Source organism: Desulfolutivibrio sulfodismutans DSM 3696 (genome assembly GCF_013376455.1).
GTDB classification, from domain to species: domain Bacteria; phylum Desulfobacterota; class Desulfovibrionia; order Desulfovibrionales; family Desulfovibrionaceae; genus Desulfolutivibrio; species Desulfolutivibrio sulfodismutans.
Window position 1 is genome coordinate 855,151 of the sequence record NZ_CP045504.1, and the last position, 9,493, is coordinate 864,643.

The following is a 9,493-nucleotide window of genomic DNA, read 5'->3' on the forward strand; positions in this document are numbered from 1 at the left end:
CTGAAAGACATGCGCGCCAGGCCGTTCCGGAGACGGACGAGGCCAGGAAGGATCGCGGCCTGACCGCTGCCACGGCGGATCGGATTCGGGCCATTCTCGGGGGCCAGGAATGAGCAACGCGCCGCTTTTGCTGTATCAGGTCCGCTGGAACCAGGACAAATCCCGGTCAAGTTCTGCGTGAAGTCGCGCCGTGTCGGCCTGTCCTACGGCGACGCGTCGGAATCCTCCATGCTGGCGGGCTTGCGCGAAGCGGACGGCGGCATGAACACCTATTACATCTCCTACAACAAGGAGATGACCGAGACCTACGTCAAGGACACGGCCGGGTGGGCCAAGCGCCTGAACATCGCAGCCGGGGAATTCGAGGAGGTCGTCCTGGAGGATGAAAAGGACATCCTGGCTACCGGGTACGCTTCGCCTCCGGCATGCGGTAACGGCCTTGTCAAGCAAGCCCAAGAACCTGCGGTCCAAGAAAGGCCGCATTGTCATCGACGAAGCGGCCTTTTGCGAGGATCTGGAAGAACTCTTGAAGGCGGCCATCGCCCTGACATGTGGGGCGGGTCCGTGGAGGTCATCTCCACGCACAATGGCGAAACGAACCCCTTCAACACTATATCCTGGACATCCGGGCCGGAAAGTATCCGTACAGCCTGCATCGGGTCACGCTGGACGATGCCCTGGGCGAGGGCTGTACCGCCGCATCTGCCAGGTGGTGGGCTTTTGTGGTCTCCCGAGCCGAGGCATCCTGGCGTCAGGGCCTGATCGACCTGTACGGCGACGGCGCGGGACGAAGAGCTTTTCTGCATCCCCTCCCAGGGATCGGCACGTATTGACCCGGGCCATGATCGAAAGCTGCATGTCCCAGGCCATCCCGGTGCTGCGGTGGACCCCTCCGGCTGCGGATTTCGTGGACTGGCCCGAGGACCGGCGACACCGCGAGATGCGGGACTGGCTGGACGCCGAGCTGGGGCCGATCCTGGCCAACCTGCCCAAGGACGTCCGGTCGTACCTGGGCGAGGACTTCGGCCGCACGGGCGACTTGTCCGTGGATTGGCCGCTTTTGGAGATGACCTCGCTTGAGCTGGTCACGCCGGTTGTCCTGGAACTGCGAAATTGCCCGTTTCGGCAACAGGAGCAGGCGCTTTTCTACCTGTGCGACCGGCTGCCGCGTTTCTCCGGGGGCGCGCTCGATGCGCGCGGCAACGGCCAGTACCTGGCCGAGGTCGCCCGGCAAAACTACGGCCCGGACCTTATTCAGGAAGTGATGCTGTCCGAGACCTGGTACCGGGAGCACATGCCCAAGCTCAAGGCCGCCTTCGAGGACAAGACGATCCTTGCCCCGAAGGATGCACTCATTTTGGATGACCTGCGCGCCTTCAAGGTCGTCAAGGGCGTGGCCAAGATCCCCGAGGCCCGCACCGGGGCCAAAGATGAAAAACGCCACGGCGACGCGGGCGTGGCCGCCGCCCTGGCCGTGTTCGCGGCCAAGACCATCGAATGCGATTCCTTCGAGGTCATCACGGCCTCGCCCTACCGGGTGAACACGCTCTTTCGTGGCTATGGGGGACGGTAATGCCGGGACTGTGGCTGTCTGATTCCGATTATATGGACCTGGACCGGATCATCCCGGCGGACATGCTGGGCGAGGTGGCGGTGCGCTCGGCGGCGTCGTGGCTGGGCATCCTGCCGGACCCTGACCCCGTGCTGCGACAGCGCGGCGACGACGCCACGGTCCTGGAGGCCCTGACGGCCGACGACAAGGTGTTTTCGTCCATCCAGGGCCGCAAGATTAAGACCCTCAACAAGTCCAACTACCGTTTCGAGCCGGGACACGAGGAAGACCAGGACGCGACGCCCGAGGCCGTGGCCCTGGCCAGGGCCATCACCAAGGATCTGGAGCGCGTGAATCTGCGTAACCTGTTCTCCGAAATCCTGGACGCGCCGTACTTCGGTTACACGCCGGTCGAGATCATCTGGCGGCTGGACGGCGGCGTCTACCGCATCGACCGGGTGGAGGGCAAGCCAAGGAAGTGGTTTATCTTCGACGCCAAAAACCGGCTGTGCTTTCGGGGGGAAGACATGGCCGAAGGACGGCCGGTGCATCCCTTCAAGTTCGTTTTGCCCCAACACTTCCCGACCTACGAAAATCCCTACGGTCTGCGCATCCTTTCACGCTGCCTGTGGCCGGTGGCCTTCAAGCAGGGCGGGGTGGAATTTCTTATGCGGTTCGCGGAGAAGTTCGGGCAGCCATGGGTGGTGGGCGAGGCCCGCCCTGGCGCGCTTCTGCCCGAGCGGCAGGAGATGCTGTCCGCCCTGGCCAGCATGGTGCGCGACGCCGTGGCCGTGGTCTCGGGCGGGTCAAAGGTTACGGTGCATGAGATGGCGGGCCGGGCCGGGTCGCTGCATACCGGCATCGTGGAGCTTTTCAATTCCGCCATCGCCCAGGTCATCCAGGGCCAGACGCTGACCCAGGACGTGGGCGACCGGGGCACCCAGGCCCTGGGCACGGTGCATCATCAGGTGTTGGAGGATTTCGCGGCCTGCGACGAGGCCCTTTTATGCACGGCCATGACCGATCTGGCCTGGGTTTACGGCCAGGTCAACGCCCCGGGCGTCTTGACGCCGGTCTTTGCGTTCGTCGAGCCCGAAGACCTCCGGGAAAAGGCGTCCCTGGGCAAGGATTTGTTCGGGCTCGGGGCGCGGTTCACGGCCAAGTATTTCGAGGGCTACGGCCTGTCGCCGGACGAATTCACCGTGGCCACGGACACGGCGGCGGCCGTTCCCGAAGAGGCCATAGGAGAAGATGACCAGGGGCAGGCCTTCGCCGAGGGCGAGGAAGGTGGACGGCGCCAGTACACGCCCGCACAACAGGCCGTGGAGAACCTGGTGGCCGGGGCGCTGCCCCTGGCCGAGGCTGCGGCCGCCGATATGGCCAAGTCCATCATGGACCTGGTGCGGAAAGCTGAAACGGCGGATGATCTGTTGCTGCTTTTATCCGAGTCCCTGGGCGACCTGGACGCGTCGGAATTCGAGGCCGTGCTGGACGCGGCCATGACGGCGGCCCAACTCGTCGGCGTAGGGTCCGCCCGCGACGAGGCCGGGCAGGCGGCCGGGGGCGGCGATGGCTGATCCCGGTGGATGGTGCTCGCGCCGGTGCCGCCCAAGGAGGCCGTGACCGTTCTGCGCGGCAAGGTTCCGGTCACCAAGACCAGTGCAGGCCATGGATGAGGCGTCCCGATCCAGGGCCTTTTCGTCTCCGGTCTGGCCGGCGGACATGGTGGCCGCCGTGCGGGACTCGCTTCTGGCCGCCCTGGAGTCGGGCAGACCCTGGCGACTGGAAGTCCGGCCTTATCAGCCAATTTGAGAAAAACGCTGGCAGCCTTGCGGTCACATCACTTGAATACGATCTTTCGCAATAATCTGGCCTCCGCGTATCAAGCTGGTCGCTGGTCTCATTTCAGCGTAACAAGCGCTTTTTCGGGTACTAATGTATGATGCAGTCGATGATTCGCGGACTCGGCTTGAGCATCGGGCGCTAGATGGCCTCGTTACCCAATAGATCATGATTCTGGGATGTCTGGTATCCTCCTAACGATCACTTGTGCCGATGCAGTGTAAGGGCGTTGACCGAAAGACAGTCAAAGCCCGAAGCCTCAAGGTTAATACTGACATCCCGCGCGAGGTGGAGACCGATCAGGGCTGGTCAGTCTCACCCCGAAACCGGGATTTGGAGGAACACAGGTAAGGACTGGCTGTCCGGCCTGTCGCCCGAGCCGCTTGACGGGCCAATCCGGACGTGCCATCTCCGACCTGGCGAAGCGCATCTGCCGGGGAGCGGCACGGCCTTCGCAGCCGGGACGATCCGTGCGCCCCCCCCTGGCCAGCCTGGACCGGCGGCACATCCTGCCCGTGGCCGCCGGGGACGTCCTGGCCGGGGCCTGGCCCCCGATGCCTACGTCAAGGCGTTTCTGGCCGAGTTCGGCCTGAAGGCCTGGATGAGAGCAAGGTGATCGCATTGCCCGGGTCGGCTCCCCGTGGTCGTCAGCAAGGGGTCTTTGTGGACAAGCGCACAGGGGATGGAAGTCGAAAGTCCGGACGCGCGCCCTACGTCAAGCTCTTGGCCCGAACGATCCAGTCTCCCTATGAGATATGGTCGGTCCCCGTGGAACTGTCCGGCAGCCCACGGCAACCTTGCGCTGATCCGCGCTTCGACGTGGCGGATACGGAAATGGCAGATTGCTGTGTTCAATCTGACGCGGTCGCGGCTCTGGACCGCAGCCACGGCTTCGTGCCCAAGGCGGGGCGGCGATGGCCACGCTCTGGCGCTACCTGGATGGTCAGCGTGTGGGGACGCTCGTTACCGGGAACCATAAAAAACACCGGGGAGGTGCGGGCTCCCCGGCTGGCGACGCGCCTACCGATCCCCCCGCCGGGACTCGGACACGCCGTCATGATGGATATCAGGTAGTCCCGCTTTCCCCTCCGGTCAAGACTGCCCCCGTGGGGGCTTCCTCTCTCCCTCGTCCACCTGCCCTCCATGCGGATCGGTGCGCGGTTTTCTAGACCTATTTAGACCTAGTCTAAACCCGGTCTAGACCTATGCCGGGACTCGGGCGTGGTTCGGTTCGCCCCACCCCCTCCCGGGCCTTACAGCGCCGCATTTTGCACGCACGGCCACGCACCCCCGACTCACGCCTACCATCGTCCCTGGATAGGGTCGCGGCCATGAACCTGACACCCTGGAACGAGATCGCCCGGGCCGAACCTGGATCGCCATGTCCGGCCAATCCGTAAACCTGACCGAAGCCGACCTGGACCGGATTGTGGCCGGGTTTGCGGCCGACGATCCCGACGGCGCGCCGCTGGTGTTCGGGCATCCGACTGTCGACGCCCCGGCATAGGCTGGGTGTCGGGACTGCGCCGCGAAGGGACCGCTTTGGCCGCTTCCGAGATGTGCCGGAGGCGGTCAAGGCTCTGTCGACGCGGGCCGTTACCGCAACGTCTCGGTCAAACTCACTCCGGACAAGGGCAGGCTGTGCATTGGGGCTGCTGGGGCGACGCCCCCGGCCATCAAGGGCTTTCGCCGGTCAAATTCTCGGCGGGCGACGGCTCACCATCGAATTTTCCAGCGGAGGAGACATGAACGAACTGGAACAGGCCCGGCCCGCGTCCGCGAGCTCGAAGCCGAAACGCCAAGCTCAAGGCCCAGTGCCGAGCTTGAGGGCCAGAGCAAGGCGGCAAAGGACGCCTCGCCGCGGCGGAAAAGGCCTTTGCCGACTACCGGATCGAAGAGCCGGACGCGGACGCGAAAAGCGGTTCGCCGAGCTGGTCAAGGCTGGCCGGCCCTGCCGGCGAGAAGGCCAAGACCCTGGCCTTCGCCGAGGCGCTGGCCGCCTCGACGGGCGACCTGGAATTCGCGTCTTCGGATGGCCAGACCGTGAAGTGGCCAAGGAAGAGGCCTACTGGCGCGAGCTGGAGCCCGGCCCGAAAACGGCCTGTGCCAGGAATTCGCCGCCCCGCCGGAAGCGGCGCATCCGGCGGCGCGGTTCCGGCCGATCTGGCCAAGCACGTCTAAGGAGACAGCCATGACCATGCACTCGAAAATCGGGTCGTTTTCCTATGATGATGAACGGGCCCGGGGGGCGGACATGATCCGGTGATCGTGTCCCGCAAGCTGGCGTCCGGGCTGGGGGAGCTGCCAGTGGGCCTGATCCTGTCCAGGGATCAGGCAGGGGCGGCCGTGCCCTACGAAGCGGTGGCCGCCGAGGCCATCGGCGCCGGGGACGGCACGGACAAGACCTTTTCGGCCACGTTGGCCAAGCATCCCGTGCAGCCGGGCAGCGTCGCGGTGTCCGACGGCGTGGAGGATTTCGCCGACGACGGCCTGGGCCGTCTGACCGGCGACGCCGGAGGTTCCGGAACGATCAATTACGCCACGGGCGCAGTGGCCGTGGAATTTCACGCCGCTCCCGCCAACGCCGCGCCCGTCGAGGCCGCCTACGACCGGCAGTTCTCGGGCGTCCTGGATGAGGCCGTGGACACGGCCCTGTCCGGGGCCGGTCTGGTCATCGTACACGGCTCGGTTCGCAAGGATGTGCTCAAGGTGGGCGTGTCGGCCCCGGCCGCGCCCTCGGCCGCCCTGCTCGGGCGCATGGAAGATCACGGCATCTGGCCTGTGTAAACGGAGGAATCCCCATGCTCGATATTCGCGGCCTGTTCACCAAAGAGGCCATCGTTCGCTATCTGATGGCGCTGCCTGTTTTGAAGACGCCGGTCATGGATACGATTTTCGCCACCCGCCCACAGCACCCGCTGCCCATGCTGGGCGTGGATGACGTGTCCGTGGTGGCCAACCCCCTGCCGGTGGTACGGCGCGGCGCGCCGTCCATCTCGGCCGTGTCCGAGTCCGGCAACATCGCCTTCTACGAGCCTCTGCCCGTGAGCGCCCACAAGTCCGTGACCGGGGCGGACCTGCTCAACCTGCAAATGCTGCGGGGCGACGGCCTGGAGGCCTGGGCCCGGGAAAAGACGGATCTGCTGCGCCGGGTCTGCCGCCTGACCACCGAGGCCCTGTGCGCCCTGGCCCTGACCGGGACGGTGGAGTGGCCCGTGCAGCTCGAAAAGGGCGGCTGGGAGGTCTACAAAATCGAATACGGCGACCCCTTGTCCGCGATTCCGGGCACCCTGTGGGACGCCGGGGGCGTCAAGCTCAAAGCCGTGTTCGAGCTTTTGACGGCCATGCAGGAGTCCATCCAGGACAACGGTTTCGGCGGCCAGATCGTGACCTGGGCCGGAAAGGCCGCCTATAACGCCCTGTTCGCCATTGCCGAGGCCTCGGTCACCACGGCCAAGATGCGGGTGGAGATCACTGAAAAGGGCATCGACGTGGGCGGCTACCTGGTGGAGCGGCGCAGCGAACGCAACCGCAACCCGCAGACCGGGGCGATGACGCCGGTGGTGGCCGACGACGACGTGGTGATGGTCGCCCTGGATGCCGGACACAAGCTGCCCTACTGCGCCCTGGACGATCTGGACGCCAATCTCCAGCCCCTGCCGTTTTTCGTCAAGCCGATCAAGAAGAGCGACCCGAGCAGCTACAGGCTGGTCGGGATGTCCAAGCCGTTCCCGGTGCCCAACGTGAAGGGCATCTGCCGGGCCACGGTCCTGTCCTGATCACGCGGTCCCGGCGCGGCAGCCGCGCCGGGACCATCCATGTGGGGGGGTGACGCATGGCTTCCTATTCCGATCCGGCCGATCTGGCCGCCATCATGCCCAGCCGGGACATTCTGGAACTGGCCGTTGACGACGGCCAGATCGACGACATCGAGGATGACGAGGTCGTGGCCGTCCTGGCCGCCGTCATCAGCGAGGCGGATCGGGAAATCGACGCCTACGCCGGGCAGGTCGCAGCCGTGCCCCTGGCCTATGTTCCGCCGCTCATCCGGCATCTGTCCAGCCGCATCGCCCGGTATCGCCTCCACGCCCGGCGCAGCCACATGGAGACGCCCAAGGCCGTGGTCCGGGACTACGAGGACGCCCTGCGCAACCTCTCGCGCATCGCGTCCGGAGCCGTGGCCCTGGCCACGGGGCCGGACGTGGAGACCGTCCCGGACCCGGGCGGCGTCCTGGTGTCCGCTCCGGAGCGCCTGCGGTTCGGGGACCGGACCTGGCGGAGGTTCCCCCGTGTCTGATTGGCGCGCCGGATATGCCGTCTCCCCAAAATTGGGGCGGCCGGGGCGTCCCGGCTTTGCGTGCCGCGCCGGGCATTTCGCCGACACAATTTTGTGTCGGCCAAGGTGCCCCCATGTCTGACTGGCGCATCGACGTGGATACGTCCCCGGTGGACGCGCTGCTTTCCCAGCTCGCACGGAAGCTGGCGGACTTGAGCGGTCCCATGGATGCCATCGGGCTCCTCGTGTCGGAGTCCGTGCGCGACAACTTCAAGCGCGGGGCTGGCCCGGACGGAGCGGCCTGGAAGAAAAGCCGCCGGGCGGTGGAGCAAAACGGGCAGACCCTGGTGGATACCGGCCTCCTGCGGTCAAGCATCACCCACCAAGGCGGGGAAGATTTTGTGGTGATCGGCACCAACCTTCCGTACGCCGCCGTGCATCAATTCGGCGGCCGCACCCAGCCCCGGGTCATCAGGGCGAGAAACGGCAAGACCCTGGCCTTCACCATCGGCGGCCGGACGATCTTCCGGCGCTCGGTCAACCATCCCGGGTCCGTGATCCCGGCCCGGCCGTTTCTGGGCGTGCGGGGCGAGGACTGGCCGGAGATCGAGGCCATCCTGACGGCGTACCTGGAGGACTGACATGGATATGGGGCTGGACCTGACTGCGGTCGAGGCGGGCATCCTGGCCACGCTTATGCCTCTGACGGAATCCCACGGGGTGGCGACCCTGAAGGGATATGAGGGGGAGCTGTCCAGCGTCGAGGATCTGAAGGCCGCCCTGCCCCGGTTGCCGGGAGTGCTTGTGACCTACGTCGGGTCGCGGCTTCTGCCGGACGAGGGCGGCGGCGGCCGCCTCGAACGCATGACCTGGACGGCGCTGGTTGCGGCCAAGTCGTTGCGGTCCAAAGCCGAGGCCAAGGAGGGCGGCTACGGGCTCCTGGACGGCGTCAAAAAAGCGCTGTGGGGCGAGATCGTCGCCCCGGGGCTCACCCCGGCCGAACTGACCCGCCGGGAGGTGGTTTTTCAGGACAGCGGCCTGGCCGTGTACGCGGCCACGTTTGAAATCGAACAACGGGTCAGCCCGTACTAGGAGGCAAGGATATGGCCATTTCCCCCATCAAGGAATCATTCAAAGGGTCCGGGCACCTATTGCTCGACATCTTCGACGCCGACGGCAAACCGACCGGCGTCTATCACCAGTTCGGCAACTGCACGTCGCTGACGCTGACGCCGCAGAGCGAAACCGAGACCCGGGAGTCCAACTATCCCGAGTCCTATGGCGAAGAGCTGGAAAGCATCACTCAGAAAAGACCCACCAAGTTCAAGATGACGGGCAACGACGTGCCGAGAAAGGTGTTGGCATTGGCCGTCTTCGGCAAAGACGTGGATTTCGAACAGGAGGCGGCCACGGCAGATCAGACCCTCGTCGTGACGCCCACGCCGGGCACGGTGACCCTGCTGCCCCACGTCAACGTCCTGGCGGCCGGGCTGGCCATCGCCCCGCCGCGGGTGACGCCCTGGTCCTGGGCACGGACTACGAGGTCGACCTGAAGGGCGCGCGGTGAAATGGCTGGAGACGGCCAAGGTCACCGGTTCGCTTACGATCACCTACCGCCACGGCGCGACCGAGGGCTATGCCATCACCATCGGCACCGAGGCCCAGATCAAGGGGCTCTGCGGTTAAACGCAAGAACCACACCAACGGCGCGCCTGCATCCTGGACATCTGGGTGCGTCCTTCACCCCACCACCGAACTGGATCTGAGGCAAAACGTTTCTGAGCCCCACCTTTGAGGCCAGATCCAGGTCATGCCCGCCATGA

Annotated in this window: 13 protein-coding genes; all 13 read left to right on the top strand. The window is 65.7% G+C overall.

Going from position 1 to position 9,493, the window contains the following annotated elements; all coding sequences use genetic code 11:
* The first annotated feature begins 228 nt into the window (after positions 1-228).
* The 13 genes from GD606_RS20400 to GD606_RS20735 all read left to right on the top strand — a co-directional run bounded on the left by GD606_RS20400 (position 229) and on the right by GD606_RS20735 (position 9,356).
* On the top strand, positions 229-762 hold the full coding sequence (locus GD606_RS20400) for a hypothetical protein (protein WP_246298958.1): 534 nt from the start codon (positions 229-231) through the stop codon (positions 760-762).
* A gap of 79 nt (positions 763-841) precedes the next feature.
* Positions 842-1,573 (top strand): hypothetical protein, encoded by a 732-nt coding sequence (locus GD606_RS20405; protein ID WP_246298959.1) that lies wholly within the window; start codon positions 842-844, stop codon positions 1,571-1,573.
* Positions 1,573-3,129 carry a phage portal protein family protein gene (locus GD606_RS04115; RefSeq protein WP_163301379.1) on the top strand — a complete coding sequence of 519 codons (1,557 nt, stop codon included), beginning with the start codon at positions 1,573-1,575 and terminating at the stop codon, positions 3,127-3,129. Before GD606_RS20405 ends, GD606_RS04115 begins: the two co-directional genes overlap by 1 nt.
* 735 nt (positions 3,130-3,864) lie before the next feature.
* The gene (locus GD606_RS20725) at positions 3,865-3,987 is read left to right on the top strand and encodes a hypothetical protein (RefSeq protein ID WP_281362040.1); all 123 of its coding nucleotides are present in this window, start codon (positions 3,865-3,867) and stop codon (positions 3,985-3,987) included.
* Positions 3,988-4,006: 19 nt separating this feature from the next.
* Positions 4,007-4,468, top strand: coding sequence for a PBECR2 nuclease fold domain-containing protein (locus GD606_RS20895; RefSeq protein ID WP_374190877.1), 462 nt, complete (start codon positions 4,007-4,009; stop codon positions 4,466-4,468).
* 307 nt (positions 4,469-4,775) lie between these two features.
* Entirely contained in the window at positions 4,776-4,901 is a 126-nt protein-coding gene (locus GD606_RS20730; RefSeq protein WP_281362041.1) for a hypothetical protein, read from the top strand.
* A gap of 755 nt (positions 4,902-5,656) precedes the next feature.
* Positions 5,657-6,181 (top strand): hypothetical protein, encoded by a 525-nt coding sequence (locus GD606_RS04125; protein ID WP_176629200.1) that lies wholly within the window; start codon positions 5,657-5,659, stop codon positions 6,179-6,181.
* Positions 6,182-6,195: 14 nt separating this feature from the next.
* The gene (locus GD606_RS04130; protein ID WP_163301382.1) at positions 6,196-7,173 is read left to right on the top strand and encodes a major capsid protein; all 978 of its coding nucleotides are present in this window, start codon (positions 6,196-6,198) and stop codon (positions 7,171-7,173) included.
* 56 nt (positions 7,174-7,229) lie between these two features.
* Positions 7,230-7,691: a DUF1320 domain-containing protein gene (locus GD606_RS04135; RefSeq protein WP_163301383.1), complete on the top strand. Its 462-nt coding sequence runs from the start codon at positions 7,230-7,232 to the stop codon at positions 7,689-7,691.
* 113 nt (positions 7,692-7,804) lie between these two features.
* Positions 7,805-8,311, top strand: a complete 507-nt coding sequence (locus tag GD606_RS04140; protein WP_163301384.1) for a phage virion morphogenesis protein — start codon at positions 7,805-7,807, stop codon at positions 8,309-8,311.
* A gap of 1 nt (position 8,312) precedes the next feature.
* The gene (locus GD606_RS04145; protein WP_163301385.1) at positions 8,313-8,762 is read left to right on the top strand and encodes a phage protein Gp37; all 450 of its coding nucleotides are present in this window, start codon (positions 8,313-8,315) and stop codon (positions 8,760-8,762) included.
* 11 nt (positions 8,763-8,773) lie between these two features.
* Positions 8,774-9,223 (top strand): phage tail tube protein, encoded by a 450-nt coding sequence (locus tag GD606_RS04150; RefSeq protein ID WP_176629201.1) that lies wholly within the window; start codon positions 8,774-8,776, stop codon positions 9,221-9,223.
* A gap of 10 nt (positions 9,224-9,233) precedes the next feature.
* Complete coding sequence (locus GD606_RS20735; protein WP_281362019.1) at positions 9,234-9,356, top strand: hypothetical protein; 123 nt, start codon at positions 9,234-9,236, stop codon at positions 9,354-9,356.
* Positions 9,357-9,493: the final 137 nt, after the last annotated feature.

Coding starts and splice junctions, on each gene's coding strand:
- GD606_RS20400 (WP_246298958.1), top strand. CDS start 229: ATGCTGGCGGGCTTGCGCGAAGCGGACGGCGGCATGAACACCTATTAC.
- GD606_RS20405 (WP_246298959.1), top strand. CDS start 842: ATGATCGAAAGCTGCATGTCCCAGGCCATCCCGGTGCTGCGGTGGACC.
- GD606_RS04115 (WP_163301379.1), top strand. CDS start 1,573: ATGCCGGGACTGTGGCTGTCTGATTCCGATTATATGGACCTGGACCGG.
- GD606_RS20730 (WP_281362041.1), top strand. CDS start 4,776: ATGTCCGGCCAATCCGTAAACCTGACCGAAGCCGACCTGGACCGGATT.
- GD606_RS04130 (WP_163301382.1), top strand. CDS start 6,196: ATGCTCGATATTCGCGGCCTGTTCACCAAAGAGGCCATCGTTCGCTAT.
- GD606_RS04135 (WP_163301383.1), top strand. CDS start 7,230: ATGGCTTCCTATTCCGATCCGGCCGATCTGGCCGCCATCATGCCCAGC.
- GD606_RS04140 (WP_163301384.1), top strand. CDS start 7,805: ATGTCTGACTGGCGCATCGACGTGGATACGTCCCCGGTGGACGCGCTG.
- GD606_RS04145 (WP_163301385.1), top strand. CDS start 8,313: ATGGATATGGGGCTGGACCTGACTGCGGTCGAGGCGGGCATCCTGGCC.
- GD606_RS04150 (WP_176629201.1), top strand. CDS start 8,774: ATGGCCATTTCCCCCATCAAGGAATCATTCAAAGGGTCCGGGCACCTA.